A 19,991-nucleotide genomic window follows, 5' to 3' on the forward strand; every position below is an offset into this window, starting at 1 on the left:
TTTCCCAAAAAAAGGATGATTGTATTGGAAATGAAAAAGCTTCAAGGAATTTATGATGATGTTATTAGTTTAGGGGAAAATTGTTATACCGCTATTCATCTGAAAAAATATAGGCTGCGGAAATATTCAGGTCCTCTAGATTGGTTTGAATCACCCAATCTTTCTTCTATCAATACATTATTGAAAAATAATTTTATAGACTTTATGGATTTAAAAAACATGCACGCAATGCCGGAACAAAATATTGTGTTTAATGATGGTGTGATACAACCTGTTTTTTCTCATATTATAAAAGACACAAAATATAACGTAACATCTTATCATGATTTCCCTGTTATTCCAAATGAAGATTGGTTCATCACATACCATGATTTTAAACAAAAATTAGATCGAAGAATTGATAACTTTTACGAAAAAATTCATCATTCACAATCCATTTTATTTGTTAGATGGGGCGGAAACTTGACTGAAGCACTAGAATTACAAACCGTTTTATCGAATATTGTTAAAAATAATTTTAAGATTCTTTTACTCTATCCAACAGGACTTGAAAATGAAATAAACGAATTAGAATGGGGGCTTGATCATGTTTTCCCTATTCAAGTTTCAAGTAATTATCAAAATAAAAGAACTTGGTATATCCTCTTAAAAGATATACACTTAAACTCAAAATAATAGTAGAAACTACGACTTTACAATCAATATTTTTTGTTTGCACTTTATATAAATTGATATGTCTCCACATTAATTCTAGGAGTAAATTATTGTTTTTTTAATCCCCCACTCATTCTTTTCTCAGATCCTCCAAAATGGATTTGAGAAATTAGGGAACTATAATGTCGTATTAACATATATTAAGGGGGATAAAAAGTGGACAATGAGATGAATTATGGAAGTGATTATAAGTTTATTCCAGCAACTTCAATTGAAAGTGGTCATGGCATCGAAGTATTGCCTGATTTATTTTGTTACACGATTCAAATCGTCAACATCTGTTTTGTTGGAAATCCCGAGAGCAATGATTTTGTTTTAGTTGATGCTGGAATGCCTAAATGTGCAAATGAAATTATCTCTGTCGCTGAGGATCGATTTGGTACAAACAGCCGCCCAAAAGCAATTATTTTAACTCACGGGCATTTTGATCATGTTGGTGGAATAATTGAACTCATTAAGTATTGGGATGTTCCCGTCTATGCCCATCAAATGGAGATACCTTTCCTGACCGGACAACAAAGCTATCCTGAACCAGATCCAACAGTTGAAGGTGGTATGGTAGCGAAAATGTCCCCTCTGTTCCCTAACGAACCGATTGATTTAGGAAGTAGCATAAAAGTACTTCCTACAGATGGAACTGTTCCCCATATGCCAGAGTTTAGATGGATTCATACACCAGGACACACTCCAGGTCATATTTCATTATTCCGAGAAAAAGACCGAACATTAATTGCTGGGGACGCTTTTGTTACGGTGAAGCAGGAATATCTATATAAGGTAATTACTCAGGAACAGGAAATAAGCGGTCCGCCTCGTTATTTAACAACAGACTGGAAAGCCGCTAAAGAGTCAGTTATTAAGCTAGAGAAGTTAAAGCCTCTAACCGCTGTTACTGGACATGGGATACCGATGTCAGGTGAATTGCTATCAACAAGCCTCAATACACTCGCTCAAGAATTTGATAAAATTGCTACACCTGATTATGGAAAATATGTAGATAAAAACATAAATTAAACAAAAAACTAAAATGTATCACAAAATCAAAACGTCAAAGGATATTAAAATATGTAAAAAACAATAATCTTAGACAACATCTTTATTTTAAGAATGGAACTATCCTTATTGAATAAAACTCGATATTCCGCAAACACTACCTGTAGTGTAGCCTGCTTCTTACCCAGGTTGTACTTCTTACCATAAAAAAGAGCAGTCATAATAAATAACTGCTCTTTTTACTTTTAACATACTTTTTTAAATTTTGTTCATACCATACTTAATCCATAATACGATTTAACTAAATTTTATTTCAAAGTTTTTAGTTTCAAAAAATCCGATACATCTCATGACCTTACTACATTATTAACTTTTGTTCTCTGTCTGCTACCCCTAGACCATTGCAAACAAAGTATAAAAATAAGAACAATATCAATGAAATCCCCGCCATAATACATCAGCACGCCTCCCATTTCGGCTTGTTCAGTAACTACACCAGTAGGCGGATGAGCATATATGTATTTTGATAATATCCCATGACCAGCTGATGCAATTATTAAAATAATTGATCGGTACATATAGCTATACCTATGGGATATTAAATCAACATAAATCATTGATGTGGTAAACAGATATCCTGCAATAAAAACGTGGAAATGTATGAACAAATGAAGAAGTATACTTTCGTGCATCATCGAGTATAAGCTAGTCGTATAGAGAATCCATAGTCCTCCTAAATTAAGCAAGGTTGCGATGATTGGATGAGTAAGAAGTTGTAGAGGCCTACTCTTTAGTATCCTTGAAAGACGTCGTGCTGCTTTCACATTGAGCGTTCGTAAAAAAAGAGTCATTGGAGCGGCTAATGCTATAAAAATTGGAGCAAGCATCCCAAGGAGTAAATGCACAAGCATATGCACTGTGAAATCATTATGAGCACGATGAGCTAAGGGCCCAACAACTGCTATTGCCACACAAATAAGTCCTAAAATCCAGAAGACACTTCGATATAACGGCCATCGTTTGTAATGGCGATTTGATAAAATCGTGGCTACTATATAAATTATTAACATAATTAAAATGAATACGAATAGTAAAATATCCAGTGCATTCCATATTTCATGATGAAGATGGTTATTGTTCATTTAAGCTTTTACCTCTCAATAATCTTTCATCAGTTCTTGTCTGAAAAACTAGCAGAATGCCAATTAAGAGCATTACAGTCGCAATTATGTTCCATATTACGTCGTAGATAAGAACATTATCTACGTATCGAATCTGATGTATTTTCATTAGTTTATGTTGAATTATACCGTCATATAATTGAAATCCACCACTACCAAGCATTAATCCGCTCCACCATCTTTTCAACCAAAATGCATTTCTACGACGAAGATCAGCAACCATAAACAAGGAACCAATCGTTGCAAACCAACTAAAAGCATGAAAAAGACCATCTGAAATGAGTCCAATATCTGTTGTAGATTTATCATAAAAATGGTGCCAATGCAGCAGTTGATGAAAAATAGTTTCATCTATAAAAGCTACTAACCCTAGCCCAAACAAGATACCTGACCATAGATTACGGGTCAAATAAACAGAAGAGGTTAAATAGCTTGTATTATCAGTTTTGGTAACCATTAAATCCTATCCTTTCCACTAATGTACATTATTATTTTTCCCAAAAGAAAAATGTGCTAAACATACTTAGTGCCAAAGGAAAATAACATTCAACTAGATGTATCATATAAATACTTATTCTCAAGCATATTTAATATTTGGTTAAAACTCACTAAAAAAGCTTTAAGAGGTTCACTATTCTAAAATAGCGCTAGTACAATTTCTTTAACACTTTAGAATGAATCTATATTTTTAGCATTTAATCAATTTATTAACAATGGAAATTACCATTGAGTCTTAACTAATTGACCTATAAATAAACTATAGTTTTCCTCTAAAGATAATTTCCATATCTTCATTTTAATATTGCATTTGTATTGCCTTTTGCACATTTTGAACATCATTTTTTAATAGTTGTTTTAAATCGTAAGCTGGATAGTAACCACGTTCGTACATAAAGTTAAAAACCTGCGCATGTAATTGTATAGCACCATTTATTTGACGGGTTAAAACTTCTCTAAGACGGGGCGTTGCAGTTTCAGTAATTGCAATTGCATAATTTCGAACAGATGTCTTTGCTAATCCAAGTAAATCTCCGGCGTAAAATCCAGTGTCATCACGATGCTGCGCTTGAAATCCAGGAGCATAAGGATAAAATTGTACTAACTCTTGTAAGTTGTTTTGGATGACATTTATAGCTTTAATATATAACGATTGAAGTGCTTGATCTGATACATTCCTAACTGATTTTTTTAATTTGATTAAACCGTTTGCTTGAAATGCTACTAATTCATGTAACTCCAATGTTTCATGCCAAGCTAGCTGATTAGGATAAGACATAGATGTTCCCCCTTAATATTCATTCATGCCACACTATGCAAAAAAATTCAAAAAGGGCCTATACTACTGAATTCATTTCAATCTAATTCATGATTACTTTTCATCCTTCTATGTTAATCACAATAAAGTATCCTTAATTCCTCTTCCCTACTTTTTTATATCCTTAATTTTGATTTTCAAAATGACTTCTTCGCCTTTACAATCTATAAATTTAATTTTTTCTTCCTTGAAAACCCCCATCATAATACATCCTTTCTTGTTTCGTTATAAACTATATTAGTTAGAAAATATAAATGTGAACATTGTACCTACATATTCCTTTTATATTTTTTAAATTTTATAGCTACTTAAATTTATACGTTATTAAAGATCCACTATTAAAGTAACTACATTGAAGGGGATTTTTCATTAAATCATTTTATTTTTATAGATTAAAAAATAATTATTCTAGCCGTGTTAGTCACCTATTCTTAAATAATTAATAGGTTATATATTATGACTTAGGAGGGATAAAAAGATGACTATACTTTATGATAAAGACTCTTTACAAAAAAATATTATTACCCTTCCACATTGGCAACGAGAAGCTTTCCGTTCTTTTAAATTAAAAATGACAGATAAAGATAAATTGTTTCCTTGTATACCAGCTCAACACGGCTTTACAGCCAATCACCTCCGGTACGGATTCATTGGTGATCCTAGAGATACGAATACTAGCGAGGACTTTGCCACATTACTTAAAGAATATACGGAATGTTCTAGAGACACAGGTCAATACGCCTCACTTATTGTTTTTATTCATACACCAATAGATTTACTGCGAGAAACTACAGTTGAAGATTTTGAACATATGTATTGGTCTCTACTTAATACAACCAGTTGTTTGGACGAGATGGAATGGCCTACGCACATTCCAAATGACCCTATGGAGAATACTTGGGAATTTTGCTTTCATAATGAATCATATTTCGTTTACTGCGCTACACCTGCCCATGTCAATAGACAAAGTAGACATTTTTCATGTATGATGCTCGCTTTAACACCTAGATGGGTTTTACAGGGAGTTATGAATTCTGAGAAACGCAGTCGAAAACTAAAAGACGTAATACGCCAACGTCTAGCCGCTTATGACAAAGCTCCTATTCATCCCTCTCTTAAAGATTATGGTGAAAAAGATAATTATGAATGGCAGCAATATTTTTTACGTGATGATGAAACCGTCCCATCCAAGTGTCCATTTTCTCGAATCATAAAATACTTTCATAAAAATAAGTAATTCACTCCGTTTTTTATTATTTAGTTGTACAAACTTTAACCACTGAATAGATTTAATATAGATCAAATTTAGTGGGAGGAGCATATTATACGTGGGCATATTTTTAAGCTATGTTTTCTTAGGTTTATCATTATCTGCTCCAATGGGACCTATAAATGCTGCGCAGCTAGAAAAAGGTATTAGGAGTGGGTTTTTTCACGCTTGGATTCTTGGCATAGGAGCCTTACTTGCAGATGTTATCTACATGGCACTTATTTATTTAGGTGTAATTCATTTCCTCGAAAAAGATATTATAAAACTTTTCTTATGGTCTTTCGGAGCTTTTGTTTTAATCTATACAGGCATTGAAAGTTTAAAAAATGCGAATCAAATTAGTATTAGTAATACTAGAAATGATGATTCAATTATTAAAAGCTTTTTTTCTGGTTTTTTTATGTCTTTATCGAATCCATTGACAATTCTATTTTGGCTTGGAATTTTCGGCTCTATATTAGCAAAAGCCGCTTCTTCCTATAATAAAGAGCAGCTTTTGTTATATAGCTTTGGTACTATTTTAGGTATTTTTATTTGGGATATTACGATGGCGAGTACATCTAGTATATTTCGTAAAATTTTAAATACGCGTATATTGTCTCTTATAACAGTAATATCTGGAATATCACTTATTATTTATGGATTATATTTTGGTTTTCAAACTTACCAAATCATTTTTCAATAGCTTCTATTATTTAGTTGTTATATACTACTCATATTGTGTAAAAATAGATTCTTCATATAGCTGTATTCCTTTTCCTTGAGACAAAATGAACAATTATAGTAACAATAATAACTATTCCTAAAAACAACAAACTCACTAGGAAACCAAAACGCGTTGTTTTTTGCAATAATGTCCCACTAACAGCTAGTGCAATCATTATAAGACCAATAATGCTTTTTATCTGCATCCAACCTTTTGGATTCATTAATCTCCAAAATGAAAGAAGAATGAGACTCCATGTATATAACAACATTAATCCAGCTGCAGTTGTTACATATTCATATATATTTTTCGGTAGTAATAAAGCACTAAGGATAGAGGCACCAAGTCCAATTATAATAAGAATTAGGGCTGGGAATGAGATGTTTTTTTTGTTTTTTTTAGCAAACATTGCAGGTGCATCACCTTCTTCAGCTAAGTTCATGAGTACACTTGTCACTGCAAATAATGAACCAACTAATGTTGAAAAACCCGCTAAAATTAATACTACATTTAAAATAAATGGCACATACGGCAAATTATAGTCTTGTAATGCTACTACAAAAGGGCTTTCTTTCGTATTAAACTGGTTTAATGGAACCATCATAATTGCCAACCCTAAAGAGACTACGTAAATAATCGTTAAAATCATTAACATTACTCTTCCTGATTTTTGTGCATCTTTAGGGTCTTTCAGTCTTATTGTCATTAACCCCATAATTTCGATTCCTCCAAATGCATAAAATGCATAAATTAGAGAGGACCAAGTGCCTTTTAATCCATTTGGGAACCAGTCTTTAAAATTCCGCGGAATTTGTGCTTTATATAAACCACCTTTTATAAATCCTAAAATAACTAAAATAGCAATTACAATAAACCCTATAATAGCAGCGATTTTTATAATAGCCATCCATTTCTCTAAACGTTCGAATATCTTTACCCCTATAAAGATAATTAATATAGCCGCTACTCCATATATAGCAGCAAATATCCATAACGGTATTTTAGGAAACCAGTAGCGTGAAAAGATTCCTAACGCACTTAACTGGCTGCCCATAATAAGCAGTTCAGAACACCAATATGTCCATCCATGACTAAAACCCGCCCAATTTCCAAAAGCTTTTTTTGAATAAATGCGAAAAGATCCTTTTTGCGGATCTTCTACAGCCATTTTTGCCAATGCTTCAAATACAATATAAGTAGTAAATCCAGTTAAAATAAGAATAAGAATAATTGACGAACCACCTATTTTAATTCCTATACTGGATCCTAAAAAGAAACCGGTCCCTATTGTACAGCCAATCCCAATAAGTGAGAGTTGCCACCATTTTAAATCTTTTTTTTCTTTCGTTTCGTTCTCAACATCATGACAGGTCATATCACTATTCTCCTTTATTCATTTTGAGAATGCCCCTCATGATCACTTAAGTACTTCTCAGCAAGCTTTTCAACAACATCAACGACATCATGAGCCTTTATTTTATGGTTTGCTACTCTTTCACTTCCTACAGAAATCTCAACTGTAAATAACGCTTCATATTTCATTTTTTCTGCCCCTTTCGCATCAAATATAACCTCTTATCTTTCATTTCACAGAAATTAATTATGTATTTAAAACCTCGAGATTATAAAAATTAAACAAATAAAGTTAAAAAAATTGTAACGCTACTAAGCTTATTTATTAAAAAAATGTATGAGGAAGGAGAGACGGCATGCCTCTCCTCTATATCCATTTCATATATAAAATTAGCGAGTAACGCCACCGCCAAGTTGTTGCTCAGCTAATGATACAAGACGTTTCGTAATTTCACCACCAACAGATCCGTTTGCACGAGCTGTTGCATCTGCACCAAGTTGTACGCCAAATTCTTGAGCAATTTCATATTTCATTTGATCAAGAGCTTGTTCAGCGCCACGTACTAATAATTGATTGCTGTTTCCACTGTTATTGTTTGACATGTTCATTCACCTCCTTCTTTCTTTAATATGTTAAATTACATGCTAAAATATATAGCTAATTAATTGGTAATTACGACCGTGAATTCAAAGGTATAGTTGATTCTCTTTAAACTAAAAATAATCGTGTATAGGAGAACGAAATATACCTTACGTGCCATGGGATATCATAAATAGGCCTCCAGTACAACATAAAACGGGTTAAGCTATTTAACAGCATAACCCGTTTTTAATGAAATATTGTATTCCATATACTTTTACACAATGGAGGAAAATGATGAAACATTTTGTTGCTTTATTAATTAAATACACAGCGATAACTGCAGTATTACTTATCGTACTTAGTATCTTTAAAGGCATTTCAATTCCTAGAGTATTACTTATTTCTCTTTTCCTTACAGGAGCTGCCTATTTAATCGGTGATCTCTTCATTTTACCTAAATACGGAAATATGATTGCTACAATGGCAGATTTAGGCTTAAGCTTCTTTGGAATTTGGTTACTAACATCCTTGTTTACTGATTTAGATGTTACTCGTAATATTGGACTTTCTTCATTTATAGCCGCTTTAATTATTGGTGGAACAGAAATTTTCTTCCACATTTATATGAAGAGGCTAGTACTGCGTAACGACAATGAATTAAGAAATCACAATCATATTCATCATGATAAATATGCTATAGAAATGTCAGATGAATATATAGATTCTTCCACCATAAATAAATCCAAGCTTAAGGATACATCTAAAAAATAAAAAAGTGGCCAACGCCACTTTTTTATTTTTGTTTATTACGCTTGGTCAGAATTTCTTACATGTAATGGAGGTGGAACTACCCATCCCTTTTTCTTACTTAAACGTAGCAGAGTTACACCTGCCTGCGCTTTTTTCATATGAAATTGTCCGAATAGCATACCTACATCTTCTCGAAGGCATTTTCCCATTACTTGACTACATGTCACAAGTCCAGCTGCTAACCCTGTAGAAACCGCTGCTGCAATTTCTGCATCATTAATACGTGCTCCAGGAGGAATGTCTTCAATAGATGCAACTGGTCGTTCTGGCGGAGCAGGTGGTAAAGCTATTCCATTAACCTTTAAAAGAGTTTTTAACTCTTCTATTTCCGAATTCATATCATTTTCAATTAAGCTTTCTAAAAACTTCTTTAAATCTTCGTCACCTGTGTGATTCATAAATACTTGATGGCTTGCGATTGCACCTTGTGCAGCAAGAAGATAACTCCAAATATCAAATACTTCTCCGTAATGTAACGGTTCATTTTGAGGATTTCCACTTAATATACCCATTTTTAAATTCCTCCCTTTCGAAAATATCATAATAAATATTGATTTTAATATTGAAATCAAATTTTTAAGTATGCTTTTTCCTGCAAAAGCTTTTCTACTATGCATGGAAAACACCTTTCCAACACTGCGTGTTTATTGTTTAGGAAAGTAGTTTACAAATTAAATACCCAAAGATTATGAAAGAAGATTATCAATAATCTTTGAGTGAGAATCTGTTTAATATAAGGTTTTTTATTTTTATGAATACACAAAAGAAATTGATTTACATATTTGCTATATTTTAAGCTAATTTACTTAGCGGTTAGCTCTACCACCAAGTTGTTGTTCTGCCATTGCTACTAAACGTTTTGTAATTTCACCACCAACAGATCCGTTTGAACGAGCTGTTGTATCTGCACCAAGTTGTACACCAAACTCTTGTGCAATTTCATATTTCATTTGATCAAGAGCTTGTTCAGCGCCTCGAACTAATACTTCATTACGACTTCCACTATTATTTTTTCCCATATTGTTTCACCTCCGATGTTTTTAATATGCTACAAATTATGAAATAATAATTATCCTTTTTATGGAAATTAGATTATGAATAAAAATTGATTTTTTTCTTAAAGTAGGGCAAAACATATAAGAAAGAATAACTGATATAACATACTTTCATAACAACACTATGTATACTTTCTAATTCCCTTCAGTAAATAAAAGAAAGATTTCTATTTCACCAAGAGATTAAATAAAATTATGTTTTGAGACATAATTCAAAAGGAGATATGAGATGAAAGCTGTAACCTATCAAGGACCAAACCAAGTACAGGTTAAACAAGTGGATGATGCAAAATTAGAGAAAAAAGATGATATTATTGTAAAAATTACTTCAACCGCTATTTGCGGTTCTGATTTACATCTATATCAAGGCAACATGCCCTTACCTCAAGGATACATTATCGGCCATGAACCAATGGGAATCGTTGAAGAAGTCGGGCCAGATGTCACTAAAGTGAAAAAAGGCGATCGTGTTGTCATCCCCTTCAACGTTTCTTGTGGACATTGTTTCTATTGCCAACATGAAATGGAAAGTCAATGTGATAACTCAAACCCTCATTACGATTCTGGTGGATACTTTGGTTATACAGAGAAATTTGGTAATCATCCAGGAGGACAAGCAGAATATTTAAAAGTTCCATTTGGTAATTTTACTCCATTTGTTATACCGGAATCATGCGAACTTGAAGATGAATCCCTACTATTTCTATCAGATGTTTTACCAACAGCCTATTGGAGTGTAATAAACGCAGGCGTTAAGCCAGGTGATACTGTTATCGTCCTTGGTTGTGGACCTGTTGGATTAATGACACAAAAATTCGCTTGGATGCAAGGTGCTAAACGTGTAATTGCAGTGGATTACTTAGATTATCGGATGAATTATGCAAAAAAGATTAACAATGTTGAGGTATTTGAGTTTACAAAATTCCCCGATATGGGAGAACATTTAAAGGAAATTACACGTGGCGGTGCTGATGTAGTTATTGATTGTGTGGGGATGGATGGAAAAAAATCGCCTCTAGAATTTCTGGAACAAAAATTAAAATTACAAGGTGGAACTCTCGGTCCTATTCAAATCGCTACGAAAGCCGTAAGAAAATATGGAACGGTTCAAATGACCGGCGTTTATGGTGGCAATTATAACGCCTTTCCACTCGGTGCATTTTGGGTTAGAAATATTAATCTTAAAATGGGACAAGCACCTGTCATTCATTTTATGCCGGAACTATTTGAAAAAATAACAAATAAAGAATTTGATCCAAAAGAGATTATTACACACAAAATTCCCCTTGAAGAAGCGAGTTATGGTTATCAAATTTTTAATAACCGGGAAGATGATTGTATAAAAGTCATTTTGAAGCCTTGAAAATACATCCTTTTTAAATGATTATTTTTAACTATTCTTAAAGCTAAAGATAAGATTAAAATCCATGCCCTTATCTTTTTCACCCAAAATTAGTAGTTATTTTTGATTACATCCTACCTTCTTTTATGCCCTCTTTATTATACAAAAAATGCAAGTTGTAGCTTTTGTATAAGGCTTGATTCAATTAATTTAATAAACCTTGATAAAAGAACAAATTGAAATAGCGTGTTTTGAAAATTTTTTTTGATTAAAACACGCTTTTCTATATTTAATTGAATCATCCTTTTATAAAAAAGTTTGATAATTTTTGTGATCCTTGCTCAATTAAAACGCCCTTTAGCTGAAGGAAAAATCAGTTTATAACTGATTTTTCTTCTCTAATTCTAATTGATTAACAATGTAAGATACTAATGTATTTAATGGATTAATAATAGTCTTAGATGTTTTATACTCAACTTGCTGAGATGCATCAACCATAGATAATTGAGCAACGGAGATAATTTTCTTTTCATCTTTAATAATTTGATTTAAGGACTTTGTAATTTCTTGGTTGTATTCTTCTTTTAGCCCTTGCATTATCAATTCAAAAGTACTATCTATAACAATAACTTCTAAATCTAAAGATTTTTGATAGTTATTAGCATGATGTTTAAGACGTTTTACTGTACCTTCAACAGTTGCAGGATTTGTAAAAAGAATTGTCTGAGGTTGCTGTATATTGCTGATGTAATCAAAGAAAGGTTCATCAACTTTAATAATTGGCACTGATGTTGAGAGTTGGTCTTCCTGTAAAATAGCAATATAGTTTGTGCAAGTAATAAGGATAGCATCAACATTACATTGGGCAATCCATTCTATTTGCTCTTTAACTTTCAGTTGAGCATCTGATTCTAGGAAATTTTCATTTGATGTAACTCGATACATTAATGCCGGGTCAACAAAATGTATTAATTCAATGTTAAATGAAGAAAGTGCATTTTCTATATATTCTATATTCGAATAATGGGCGTGTAAGCAGCCTAATCTTTTTCTCAATTCCATCCCACCTATATTATATTTCTGCTTATTCTATCAGTACGCGAATTAAAATGTCTATTAAAATTGAGAATGAGATCTTTCCTCTTATTTCACAAAATGGCCTTTTAATGAAACAACTTTCTTGTCACTTAACATAAAGGAGTAAATCATGGTAACTTTTTTATAAACATCTCGTCCTTCTTCAAAACAATGCTTCTTTTTTTAATAACACCGTGACTTTATTTAAAAGCAATACAAGTTCAAATCTTCCCACACTCATCTCAAATTTAAAATGGTTGTTTCACACCTTCACATTTTTGAGGAAAAACCTACAATCAGAGAAAAGAGAAATATAAGTAATAAACATCCTATTATTGGAAACTATATCAATGTTAACTATCTTAAAAAGAGGTGTACTTCATGTTTTATTATAAAGAAGAACTGATTAATATTATCAAGCCGGACAAGCCAGATCCAGCTGCCGCAAAAGTTTTACAAGAAATATTAGGTGGGCATTATGGCGAAATGCGTACAATGATGCAATACTTCTTCCAAAGCTCAAATTTTAGAGGGAAAGAGAAGCAATATCGTGATTTACTTCGAGGTGTTTTTTTAGAAGAAATAAGCCATGTAGAACTTGTACAACATACAATTAATCAACTATTAACTGGATCTGGTGAACCTACACCAGGAAATGCAGGTGTTGACACAGCACCACTTGATGAAGCGGTTAAACATGCCAATCCTCATCACTTTATTGTAGGTGCTCAAAGTTCATTGCCCGTTGATGCAGCTGGCAACCCATGGAATGGATCTTGGGTATATAGCCATGGGAATTTAATTAGCGATTTATTAGATAACGTAGTACTTGAATCTACAGGTGTACTTCAAAAAACTAGAATTTATGAAATGAGTTCCAATCAAACTTTTAGAGAAACACTTGCATTTTTAATTGTACGTGATAATGCACATCAAAATGCTTTCGCAAAGGCTTTAGAGACATTGGGTGTTGAATGGGGGAAACTCTTCCCTGTGCCGAACTATGATATTAATAAATACCCAGAGTGCAGAAAGTATGTAGACATGGGATTCCATAACGCACAATTTAATTTTAGCTTAGATCCAACAAGAATGGGAGAAATATTCCAAGGTGAATCACCAAGTAGAAACAAAGGAACATTAGCAGTAACGGACCCGCCAAAAGGTTTTCCTGTACCAGAACTTCCTGAAATGCCAAATGAGCATAGTCCCGGATTAAAAGATATGGATCTTTAAGATCATTATGGCCAACTATTGATTCATGGTTGGTCATAGTTATTTATAAAGATTCATGTAAACTTGTTGTTAACATGATAGGATGTTTTAATAAATCCTCTTTATTTAAAAGTGATGTTGATTATATTGCTGCTCCTCTTAATTTTGTTTCTATGAACTATTAAACGCCACTGTTACTTACTTATAATCTCCCTACCTCTATTCACGTATAAAATCCCTATATTGTAAACAAAGAGGAGGGACTTGTCCCCCCTCTTCTTTTAATTTTTCTTTAAAAGAGTTGCTCCTGCAATCCCTGGGTGTGTCATTTCGAATGGATCTAGAATTAATTCTAAGTCTTCTTGTGACAGTACACCATTTTTCACACAAAGTTCTCGAACGGATTGCCCTGTCGCGATTGCTTCTTTCGCAACGCGAGCTGCAGCTTCATAACCGATATGAGGGTTCACGGCTGTAATAATTCCTACACTCTTCTCAACATACTCTTTTAAGCGATCTTCATTCGCTTCAATTCCTTTTAAGCAATTATCTGTAAAGGCACGGAAACCGTTATTCATAATGCTAATTGATTGAAGTAAGTTGAAAACAAGTACTGGTTCCATAACGTTTAATTCTAATTGTCCTGCTTCTGAAGCAAGGCAAATTGTATGGTCGTTACCAATGACTTGGAACGCAATTTGATTAATTACTTCTGGCATAACAGGATTTACTTTCCCTGGCATAATAGATGAACCTGGTTGACGAGCTGGTAGCATAATTTCCGCTAAACCAACGCGTGGACCTGATGCCATTAAGCGAAGGTCATTCGCAATTTTAGACATATTCATCATACATACTTTCAGTGCTGCTGATACTTCTGTGTATGCATCCGTATTTTGCGTTGCATCTACTAAGTCTTCTGCACCAACAAGTGGCAGTCCACTAATTGCAGCTAAATGTTTTACAACCGCTTCAATATATTCTGGATCTGCATTTAAGCCTGTACCAACTGCAGTTGCTCCCATGTTCACTTCATATAAGTGTTGACGTGATTGCTGAATTCGTTTCATATCACGTTCAAGCACACGAGAGTATGCTTTAAATTCTTGCCCAAGACGAATTGGCACAGCGTCTTGTAAATGTGTACGACCCATTTTAATTACATGATCGAACTGTTCTGCTTTTAATTCAAATACATCGTGCATATAGCCCATCGTTTGTAATAAACCTTCTAATGCGTTTAATGTAGCGATATGAATCGCCGTTGGGAATGCATCGTTTGTGGATTGCGCCATGTTTACATGACTATTTGGACTAATATAGTGATAGTCTCCCTTTTCCATTCCTAATAATTCAAGAGCACGATTGGCAATGACTTCATTTGCATTCATGTTCATTGAAGTACCTGCTCCGCCCTGAATTGGATCTACGATGAAATGATCATGCCATTTTCCATCAAGAATTTCTTGAGCAGCCTCTGCGATCGCACCACCCTTGTTCAATTCCAATCTTCCTACATCTGTATTAGCAAGCGCTGCTGCTTTTTTTACAATTGCGAACGCTCTAATTAAGCCTTCATGGATTTTGTATCCTGTAATCGGGAAATTTTCAACAGCGCGTAAAGTCTGAATTCCGTAATATGCCTCAATAGGTAATTCCTTTCCTCCCAAAAAATCATTCTCCACTCGCACGTTCTTGTTTGTCATTGCCATTTTAATTTCTCCCCCATATTAAATGTAAAACCTAAATAAATCATATGAAGTCATTACCAATCCTTATCAGATTTTATTGTTAAATCGTAGGCTAAAGGCTCTTCAATAATTTTTTTAATCTCTTCTAATTTATTAGTTTTCCCAAGCGCCCACATCAATTTTGCTATGATGGCTTCCGTATTCATATCTCCAGACAATATTACTTGATGTTGCGCCACTTTCCGTCCTACTTCATAGAGAAGTATGTCTTCTCCTTCTTCCAGGCATTGAGTAGTAATCACTACAGCAATCCCCATTTCAGTCAACTCTTGAATTTTCGAAAGCAAGTTCCTTCCTTCAAAAGGTAATCCACCGTTTCCAAAACTTTCAATAATAATCCCTTTATACAAATCTTTTAAACAATCAAACACCTCAGGCTTTGTACCTGGATACAATTTCATAAGAAAAACATCCGTACATAAATTAGTATTTATTGAAAGTTCACTATGTGAGGAAGTTGGCTTCCAATGATATTTCACTTCATCTTCATTTACCTCAGCAACATATGGATAATTCACACTTTCAAATGCATCATAACTTTTTGTTCGCATTTTAACTGCTCTCGTCCCAATAATCACCCTACTATCAAAAACAATAAACACACCGCCAACATCCTCACAGGCAAACCTAAGAGCATCAGCTACATTTTTCTTTGCGTCTGTCTTTTTAAAACTAATAGGTACTTGTGAACCTGTTAAAACAACTGGTTTTCTTAAACCTTGCAGCATATAAGATAACGCAGAAGATGTATAAGCTAACGTATCCGTTCCATGTGTAATCACAAACCCGTCATAGTCATCATAGTGATTAAAAACAGCATTAGCTATTTCTTTCCAGTGCTCAGGTTGCATATTGGTACTATCAATATTCATTAAGATTTTGCAATCTATTTCTAAGTTTCGAGAAGACTTCGAAAAATAATTCAATAATTCCTCAGCGGACAATCCTGGAACAAGCCCCTCATTCCCCTCCACAGATGCAATTGTCCCACCAGTTGCAAGTAATAAAATTTTCTTCATACACAACCCCTCCATAAAATAAACAACGATATATCGTTCGCGTAATGCGTATTTATATTTATCATTATAGAACTTAATTTGAATTAATCAAGATTTTGTATTCAATACGCGTACTTTTTTTCTATTCTTGATTCTTTTTCTATGTTATAATTAATTTAATAAAATTAGATGGGGTATGAGACGAATGCTGGAACGTTTATCTAAATTAAGAAAAAATCAAAAATGGTCCTTACAAGAGACAGCAGATCGACTTGGGATTGCGAAAAGCACCTATGCCGGGTATGAAAATGGTTATAGATTACCTTCATTACAATCTTTATCAAAAATAGCCGATTTATTTGATACATCTGTAGATTATATATTAGGCCGAATTGAACATTCTCATCAAAACAAAGATGTAATTGATATTACAAGACTCCTAAACGATCCAGATCCAACACTTTTAATAGATGGAGAAGCACTGTCAACAGAAGAGATAATAGATTTTATTGCTTTTGTGAGAAGTAAACGAGAACTAAGTTCCAAGAGAATAGAAAACATTGAACCAACATGTAAAAGTTGATTCAATAAAAAACGAAGACACTGTACTCTTTAAACTTAGAAATACTTAGACAATTAATTTGCAAACGGTTTATATAATAAATTCTTAGCAGCTGGCCTCATTCGGGGACTTATACTTGGAAACAATCCCATTGGTTATATGATTCAATTATTTTTCATCATTTGTATAGTGGTAGCAGCTATTTTCCGAGGTTTCACATCCAATAAATCAATTATCATGAAACAAGGATTTCTCGCTATTTTAGCGTTGCTTGCCCTTTTATCTGTCATATAGAACTAAAACTTTTCAATAAAGGAACTCACTTTTGAAGAATACGCCATTCTTTCTGTAGATTTATAAGAAAGAATGGCGTTTTTGTATGTCTATTTCTGTATCGAAAGAATTTGAAAGTATAACAGAATTTAAACAAGAATTAGCAAAGTATATAAAATACTATAATCATGAAAGAATCAAGGAAAAATAAAAGGAAATGAATCCAGTATTGTACTAGGCTCATTCCCTAGAGGCTACTTAATAAACCGACCTTTCTAACTTTTGGGGGCACAGTCTAGTTGAAGTGCTACAAGCAACGAATTTACTACTTTAAAGTTAAGTGTTTAACCTTGAAGTACTGAAATTCTTTTTTTCCAGACAAAGCATACATTATATCTTGATGCTTTATTGTCCTCTTATAATTATGTGGTATCGGGAATTTGTTTCGTTGTTCTTTTATTATAATTATGATTACTATAAGTGATAAAGCTACAGGTATAAAAACGATTAACAAAGCATCTTAATGTTTATGAAATTCTTTGTTAATCGTTTCTCTTCTCCCTAATCTCCTGCGAGACTATATTTTTTTATTAAAATTTTCCATATCTTATTTGATTTATTCTGTAACACCAGATTGGGTTACTTTTACATCAGCTGTTACACGAAAACGTAAATGTTTATAGGATTCTTCCCATTCTTGACTGTTCCATTTTCTTACGTGAGTTCTACCAAGCTTTCTAAGTCCTATAGGATCTGTGTCTTTTTTAATAAATCTCTTTATCAATGTAGTTGCTTTTTTTTCTATTTCTTTTTCCATAATTTTTTCTAATTTTTTTATTTCTTTAGGATTATCTAGATTTTTTGTTTTTGTAAATTCTTGAATTTCAGCTTTAACTTGAATATGAGCATTTACGAATGGAGGCTTACTATTCCCCTCCATCTTATATTTTGTTCTAGCTTTTATATTCTCTATCGTGGCGTAAGTATTTGAGGAACCAGGTAGTTTGAATTGGTATGTACCTTGTTTAAAATTATCTGTCAACAATTTAAATACAAATAAATCTTTAGGGTTTACTTTATCAACCATTTTACATCTTTTAAAAAGTGCTATTCCATCTAACTCCAACACATTACCTTTTTTAGATATTATCGGTAAATAGGAATCTCTCGCATCATCATTAAGTTGGTTTAAAAACATAAAAAAATTTGTTTTTGGCTGCGTTCCATTATCCATATTTTGCTCCAGTAAAGAGGATAGATAGGAAGCAATTTCTTTTTCTTCAGAATAATTCCCCTTTAATAGTGATTCCCCTTTTACATTTGTAATTGCTAAATAAATTGCATTTCCTACACTAGGATTTCGGTTCAAAGTCTCTAAAATTTCCTGCATTCCCTTATCAATTATTTTTTCATTAAATATAATAACACGCAATTGCCCCAACTCTAGAGGTCCAGAAGATTTTTCGGATGCTCTTGCAAGAACTTCTCTACCAGTCTGGCCTGATGCTGAATAGATTTTCGTTTCACCTTCCCCGCCTCCTTTATAAGCTGAAATCGCAAAGGTTCCTTTTAGCTTACCTTTTGCTTCGGTATCATATGCCGCAACTTGAACTAAGTCAATGTCATCCACAATTTTCGTTTTAGCACAACCTATTAAGAAGACACTTACTATAATGAAAAGTAACCATCGCTTCATGTTTATCTCCTTAACTTTATTTTGGCGGTTTGAATTAGCCATAGTACAGGTAAGTATACATATATATACATAAAGCCAATTTGACCTGTCCAAGTATTTAATAAGTTAATTTTATTACGGTTATTCAAGAAAAATGATAAAACGAAGATGAATACGATGATAACTGGCAAAACATATTTTTGCTTTATTCCCAGCGCCTCTTTTATACCACGACTTACTCCCCACAATGTAAAGGAAACGTTAGGTAATATAAAAAAAGCCCAAACAGAAACAATAATGTATTCAAACCGCTCTATAAAGGGAAATTGTATAATTTTAATCATGCTTAAATATGCCCATATCGCGCTCGCTAGTTGTTTTTCACTAAAAAACGCGAGAGTTAAAATCATAAGGTATGTGTAGACAATAGTCGTTACTAAATTTGCATAGTGCGCATATTTTTGAGACGTTCTTGCCTTTTTAATAAATGGGTAGTACAGCAATAACATTTCAAATCCAAAAAAACTAAACATATTTCCTTTCATTCCTTTCATAATTTCTAGGAATGAATGCTGTGCAATTGGAAATAAATTTTGAAAATCTGCATACTGCAAAGGATAAAAAAATGTGAAGATTAGAATGCTTGGGATAACGATTCCAAAGAAGCCGATTCCGGCAACTACCCGAAATCCTCCAGTAACAATGTAATAACATAGACCCAAAAAAGCCCCTGCTATAATCCAAGATGAAATGGAAGGAAACATCCAAACATGTACTACTTCGATATAAGTATGTAGTGTTGTTGCACCTAACAATACAATATAAGATAAAAAAATGAAGTTGAACATTCCACCAATCCATTTCCCAAACACGTTTTGATTGATTGCAATGATATCTCCATTACCCTGATTTAAAATCTGATATATGATCCAAATCATAAGATTAACAGATATTCCAAAAAGCAGCGTGCTAATCCACGCATCATTTCCAACTAATTTTGCACTAATCCTTTCAAAACCAAGCATACCAACCCCCATCTGTATAGTAATAATTAAAAAAAACACCATATATGGAGAGACTTGATACTCAATTGGGATCTGTTTCATAATGCTCCTCCC

At 33.2% G+C, this 19,991-nt stretch carries 21 protein-coding genes and 3 pseudogenes; 10 read left to right on the forward strand and 14 right to left on the reverse strand.

What is annotated here, in order from left to right; all coding sequences use genetic code 11:
• The first annotated feature begins 15 nt into the window (after positions 1 to 15).
• Positions 16 to 675: a DUF1796 family putative cysteine peptidase gene (locus tag ACTFR3_RS02955; protein WP_050552316.1), complete on the forward strand. Its 660-nt coding sequence runs from the start codon at positions 16 to 18 to the stop codon at positions 673 to 675.
• A gap of 195 nt (positions 676 to 870) precedes the next feature.
• Positions 871 to 1,728, forward strand: a complete 858-nt coding sequence (locus ACTFR3_RS02960) for an MBL fold metallo-hydrolase (protein WP_000368273.1) — start codon at positions 871 to 873, stop codon at positions 1,726 to 1,728.
• A 326-nt stretch (positions 1,729 to 2,054) separates the two neighbouring features.
• Here the strand turns inward: ACTFR3_RS02960 and ACTFR3_RS02965 are convergent, their stop codons facing one another.
• The 3 genes from ACTFR3_RS02965 to cotF form a co-directional block, all read right to left on the reverse strand.
• The gene (locus ACTFR3_RS02965; protein ID WP_001063489.1) at positions 2,055 to 2,849 is read right to left on the reverse strand and encodes a cytochrome c oxidase assembly protein; all 795 of its coding nucleotides are present in this window, start codon (positions 2,847 to 2,849) and stop codon (positions 2,055 to 2,057) included.
• Positions 2,839 to 3,345 carry a DUF2243 domain-containing protein gene (locus tag ACTFR3_RS02970; protein ID WP_000256787.1) on the reverse strand — a complete coding sequence of 169 codons (507 nt, stop codon included), beginning with the start codon at positions 3,343 to 3,345 and terminating at the stop codon, positions 2,839 to 2,841. The genes ACTFR3_RS02965 and ACTFR3_RS02970 overlap by 11 nt, the downstream gene beginning before the upstream one ends.
• Positions 3,346 to 3,684: 339 nt before the next feature.
• A complete protein-coding gene (gene cotF, locus ACTFR3_RS02975; RefSeq protein ID WP_000121390.1) occupies positions 3,685 to 4,164 on the reverse strand; it encodes a spore coat protein CotF in 480 nt (159 codons plus the stop codon).
• Positions 4,165 to 4,681: 517 nt separating this feature from the next.
• Here cotF and ACTFR3_RS02980 point away from each other — a divergent pair.
• Positions 4,682 to 5,440 carry a YqcI/YcgG family protein gene (locus tag ACTFR3_RS02980; protein ID WP_059303666.1) on the forward strand — a complete coding sequence of 253 codons (759 nt, stop codon included), beginning with the start codon at positions 4,682 to 4,684 and terminating at the stop codon, positions 5,438 to 5,440.
• Between the two features lie 91 nt (positions 5,441 to 5,531).
• Positions 5,532 to 6,158, forward strand: coding sequence for a LysE family transporter (locus ACTFR3_RS02985; protein WP_000510848.1), 627 nt, complete (start codon positions 5,532 to 5,534; stop codon positions 6,156 to 6,158).
• 52 nt (positions 6,159 to 6,210) lie between these two features.
• On the opposite strand, the gene ACTFR3_RS02990 is transcribed toward ACTFR3_RS02985, so the two are convergent.
• The 3 genes from ACTFR3_RS02990 to ACTFR3_RS03000 all read right to left on the reverse strand — a co-directional run bounded on the left by ACTFR3_RS02990 (position 6,211) and on the right by ACTFR3_RS03000 (position 8,135).
• Positions 6,211 to 7,554, reverse strand: a complete 1,344-nt coding sequence (locus ACTFR3_RS02990) for an amino acid permease (RefSeq protein WP_000128218.1) — start codon at positions 7,552 to 7,554, stop codon at positions 6,211 to 6,213.
• Positions 7,555 to 7,568: 14 nt separating this feature from the next.
• Entirely contained in the window at positions 7,569 to 7,721 is a 153-nt protein-coding gene (locus tag ACTFR3_RS02995) for a hypothetical protein (RefSeq protein WP_000872953.1), read from the reverse strand.
• Between the two features lie 201 nt (positions 7,722 to 7,922).
• Entirely contained in the window at positions 7,923 to 8,135 is a 213-nt protein-coding gene (locus ACTFR3_RS03000) for an alpha/beta-type small acid-soluble spore protein (RefSeq protein WP_000069657.1), read from the reverse strand.
• 274 nt (positions 8,136 to 8,409) lie between these two features.
• Here ACTFR3_RS03000 and ACTFR3_RS03005 point away from each other — a divergent pair, with 274 nt between their 5' ends.
• Positions 8,410 to 8,886 carry a YndM family protein gene (locus ACTFR3_RS03005; protein ID WP_000680267.1) on the forward strand — a complete coding sequence of 159 codons (477 nt, stop codon included), beginning with the start codon at positions 8,410 to 8,412 and terminating at the stop codon, positions 8,884 to 8,886.
• A 35-nt stretch (positions 8,887 to 8,921) separates the two neighbouring features.
• On the opposite strand, the gene ACTFR3_RS03010 is transcribed toward ACTFR3_RS03005, so the two are convergent.
• Both ACTFR3_RS03010 and sasP read right to left on the reverse strand, forming a co-directional pair.
• Complete coding sequence (locus tag ACTFR3_RS03010) at positions 8,922 to 9,437, reverse strand: DUF3231 family protein (protein WP_000512129.1); 516 nt, start codon at positions 9,435 to 9,437, stop codon at positions 8,922 to 8,924.
• Positions 9,438 to 9,731: 294 nt separating this feature from the next.
• A complete protein-coding gene (sasP, locus tag ACTFR3_RS03015) occupies positions 9,732 to 9,944 on the reverse strand; it encodes a small acid-soluble spore protein, SasP family (RefSeq protein ID WP_000517671.1) in 213 nt (70 codons plus the stop codon).
• Between the two features lie 265 nt (positions 9,945 to 10,209).
• On the opposite strand from sasP, the gene ACTFR3_RS03020 reads away from it, so the two are divergent.
• Positions 10,210 to 11,343: a zinc-dependent alcohol dehydrogenase gene (locus ACTFR3_RS03020; protein WP_000649086.1), complete on the forward strand. Its 1,134-nt coding sequence runs from the start codon at positions 10,210 to 10,212 to the stop codon at positions 11,341 to 11,343.
• A 357-nt stretch (positions 11,344 to 11,700) separates the two neighbouring features.
• On the opposite strand, the gene ACTFR3_RS03025 is transcribed toward ACTFR3_RS03020, so the two are convergent.
• Positions 11,701 to 12,384 carry a hypothetical protein gene (locus ACTFR3_RS03025; protein WP_033690600.1) on the reverse strand — a complete coding sequence of 228 codons (684 nt, stop codon included), beginning with the start codon at positions 12,382 to 12,384 and terminating at the stop codon, positions 11,701 to 11,703.
• A gap of 396 nt (positions 12,385 to 12,780) precedes the next feature.
• Here ACTFR3_RS03025 and ACTFR3_RS03030 point away from each other — a divergent pair, with 396 nt between their 5' ends.
• On the forward strand, positions 12,781 to 13,635 hold the full coding sequence (locus ACTFR3_RS03030) for a manganese catalase family protein (protein ID WP_000500358.1): 855 nt from the start codon (positions 12,781 to 12,783) through the stop codon (positions 13,633 to 13,635).
• 260 nt (positions 13,636 to 13,895) lie between these two features.
• On the opposite strand, the gene aspA is transcribed toward ACTFR3_RS03030, so the two are convergent.
• The gene (aspA, locus tag ACTFR3_RS03035) at positions 13,896 to 15,326 is read right to left on the reverse strand and encodes an aspartate ammonia-lyase (protein ID WP_440041553.1); all 1,431 of its coding nucleotides are present in this window, start codon (positions 15,324 to 15,326) and stop codon (positions 13,896 to 13,898) included.
• Positions 15,327 to 15,379: 53 nt separating this feature from the next.
• Positions 15,380 to 16,384 carry an asparaginase gene (gene ansA, locus ACTFR3_RS03040; protein ID WP_000722302.1) on the reverse strand — a complete coding sequence of 335 codons (1,005 nt, stop codon included), beginning with the start codon at positions 16,382 to 16,384 and terminating at the stop codon, positions 15,380 to 15,382.
• A 184-nt stretch (positions 16,385 to 16,568) separates the two neighbouring features.
• Between ansA and ansR the strand changes: the two genes are divergently transcribed.
• The 3 genes and pseudogenes from ansR to ACTFR3_RS03055 form a co-directional block, all read left to right on the forward strand.
• Complete coding sequence (ansR, locus tag ACTFR3_RS03045) at positions 16,569 to 16,946, forward strand: HTH-type transcriptional regulator AnsR (protein WP_000893569.1); 378 nt, start codon at positions 16,569 to 16,571, stop codon at positions 16,944 to 16,946.
• A 57-nt stretch (positions 16,947 to 17,003) separates the two neighbouring features.
• A pseudogene (locus tag ACTFR3_RS03050) lies at positions 17,004 to 17,219 on the forward strand (DUF1304 domain-containing protein); the annotation flags it as partial.
• A gap of 103 nt (positions 17,220 to 17,322) precedes the next feature.
• A pseudogene (locus ACTFR3_RS03055) lies at positions 17,323 to 17,409 on the forward strand (IS3 family transposase); the annotation flags it as partial.
• A 125-nt stretch (positions 17,410 to 17,534) separates the two neighbouring features.
• Here ACTFR3_RS03055 and ACTFR3_RS03060 read toward each other — a convergent pair.
• The 3 genes and pseudogenes from ACTFR3_RS03060 to ACTFR3_RS03070 all read right to left on the reverse strand — a co-directional run.
• Positions 17,535 to 17,667 (reverse strand): annotated as a pseudogene (locus ACTFR3_RS03060) (excinuclease ABC subunit C); the annotation flags it as partial.
• 147 nt (positions 17,668 to 17,814) lie between these two features.
• Entirely contained in the window at positions 17,815 to 18,894 is a 1,080-nt protein-coding gene (locus tag ACTFR3_RS03065; protein WP_000832925.1) for a Ger(x)C family spore germination protein, read from the reverse strand.
• A gap of 2 nt (positions 18,895 to 18,896) precedes the next feature.
• Entirely contained in the window at positions 18,897 to 19,979 is a 1,083-nt protein-coding gene (locus ACTFR3_RS03070) for a GerAB/ArcD/ProY family transporter (protein ID WP_440044148.1), read from the reverse strand.
• Positions 19,980 to 19,991: the final 12 nt, after the last annotated feature.

It is taken from the genome of Bacillus cereus group sp. MYBK14-1 (genome assembly GCF_051916885.1).
Taxonomy (GTDB): Bacteria; Bacillota; Bacilli; order Bacillales; family Bacillaceae_G; genus Bacillus_A; species Bacillus_A cereus.

Excerpts from the sequence above, each read along its gene's own strand:
- ACTFR3_RS02970 (WP_000256787.1), bottom strand. The coding sequence starts at position 3,345 with ATGGTTACCAAAACTGATAATACAAGCTATTTAACCTCTTCTGTTTAT.
- ACTFR3_RS02965 (WP_001063489.1), bottom strand. The coding sequence starts at position 2,849 with ATGAACAATAACCATCTTCATCATGAAATATGGAATGCACTGGATATT.
- ACTFR3_RS03070 (WP_440044148.1), bottom strand. The coding sequence starts at position 19,979 with ATGAAACAGATCCCAATTGAGTATCAAGTCTCTCCATATATGGTGTTT.
- ACTFR3_RS03025 (WP_033690600.1), bottom strand. The coding sequence starts at position 12,384 with ATGGAATTGAGAAAAAGATTAGGCTGCTTACACGCCCATTATTCGAAT.
- ACTFR3_RS02980 (WP_059303666.1), top strand. The coding sequence starts at position 4,682 with ATGACTATACTTTATGATAAAGACTCTTTACAAAAAAATATTATTACC.
- cotF (WP_000121390.1), bottom strand. The coding sequence starts at position 4,164 with ATGTCTTATCCTAATCAGCTAGCTTGGCATGAAACATTGGAGTTACAT.
- ansR (WP_000893569.1), top strand. The coding sequence starts at position 16,569 with ATGCTGGAACGTTTATCTAAATTAAGAAAAAATCAAAAATGGTCCTTA.
- ACTFR3_RS03020 (WP_000649086.1), top strand. The coding sequence starts at position 10,210 with ATGAAAGCTGTAACCTATCAAGGACCAAACCAAGTACAGGTTAAACAA.
- ACTFR3_RS03030 (WP_000500358.1), top strand. The coding sequence starts at position 12,781 with ATGTTTTATTATAAAGAAGAACTGATTAATATTATCAAGCCGGACAAG.
- aspA (WP_440041553.1), bottom strand. The coding sequence starts at position 15,326 with ATGGCAATGACAAACAAGAACGTGCGAGTGGAGAATGATTTTTTGGGA.
- ACTFR3_RS03005 (WP_000680267.1), top strand. The coding sequence starts at position 8,410 with ATGAAACATTTTGTTGCTTTATTAATTAAATACACAGCGATAACTGCA.
- ACTFR3_RS02990 (WP_000128218.1), bottom strand. The coding sequence starts at position 7,554 with ATGACCTGTCATGATGTTGAGAACGAAACGAAAGAAAAAAAAGATTTA.
- sasP (WP_000517671.1), bottom strand. The coding sequence starts at position 9,944 with ATGGGAAAAAATAATAGTGGAAGTCGTAATGAAGTATTAGTTCGAGGC.
- ansA (WP_000722302.1), bottom strand. The coding sequence starts at position 16,384 with ATGAAGAAAATTTTATTACTTGCAACTGGTGGGACAATTGCATCTGTG.
- ACTFR3_RS02995 (WP_000872953.1), bottom strand. The coding sequence starts at position 7,721 with ATGAAATATGAAGCGTTATTTACAGTTGAGATTTCTGTAGGAAGTGAA.
- ACTFR3_RS03010 (WP_000512129.1), bottom strand. The coding sequence starts at position 9,437 with ATGGGTATATTAAGTGGAAATCCTCAAAATGAACCGTTACATTACGGA.
- ACTFR3_RS03065 (WP_000832925.1), bottom strand. The coding sequence starts at position 18,894 with ATGAAGCGATGGTTACTTTTCATTATAGTAAGTGTCTTCTTAATAGGT.
- ACTFR3_RS03000 (WP_000069657.1), bottom strand. The coding sequence starts at position 8,135 with ATGTCAAACAATAACAGTGGAAACAGCAATCAATTATTAGTACGTGGC.
- ACTFR3_RS02955 (WP_050552316.1), top strand. The coding sequence starts at position 16 with ATGATTGTATTGGAAATGAAAAAGCTTCAAGGAATTTATGATGATGTT.